The sequence below is a fragment of the Enterobacter sp. RIT637 genome (assembly GCF_019718755.1).
Lineage (GTDB): Bacteria > Pseudomonadota > Gammaproteobacteria > Enterobacterales > Enterobacteriaceae > Enterobacter.
The window spans coordinates 1-506 of record NZ_JAIHAZ010000218.1; the positions used below are offsets into that span (position 1 = coordinate 1).

A 506-nucleotide genomic window follows, 5' to 3' on the forward strand; every position below is an offset into this window, starting at 1 on the left:
GTGCTGAACAGCTCATCATGAATCTCTCCGGCGGGAACCAGCAAAAGGCCATTCTGGGCCGCTGGCTGTCGGAAGAGATGAAAGTCATTTTGCTGGATGAACCGACGCGCGGCATCGACGTCGGGGCCAAGCACGAAATCTATAACGTCATCTATGAGCTGGCAAAACGCGGCGTGGCGGTGTTATTCGCCTCCAGCGATCTGCCCGAAGTGCTGGGCGTTGCCGACCGCATCATCGTGATGCGCGAAGGGGATATCGCCGGTGAATTACTACATGAACAGGCGAATGAACAACAGGCGTTGAGCCTCGCCATGCCTAAAGTCAGCCAGGCTGTCGCCTGAGCAAGGAGTGAATGATGTCCTCTGTAACTACCTCTCGCGCACCGAAATCGGCTTTTAGCCTGGGCCGCATCTGGGATCAATACGGGATGCTGGTGGTCTTTGCCGTCCTGTTCCTGGGCTGTGCGATCTTCGTGCCGAATTTCGCCAGTTTCGTCAACATGAAAG

1 protein-coding gene and 1 pseudogene are annotated in these 506 nt (G+C 55.9%); both read left to right on the forward strand.

From position 1 onward, the window contains the following. Positions 1-341 (forward strand): ATP-binding cassette domain-containing protein (locus K5E19_RS24105; RefSeq protein ID WP_409334618.1); only part of this gene is annotated, 341 nt, incomplete at its 5' end. 11 nt (positions 342-352) lie between these two features. Continuing rightward, positions 353-506: pseudogene (gene araH / locus K5E19_RS24110) on the forward strand (L-arabinose ABC transporter permease AraH); the annotation flags it as partial.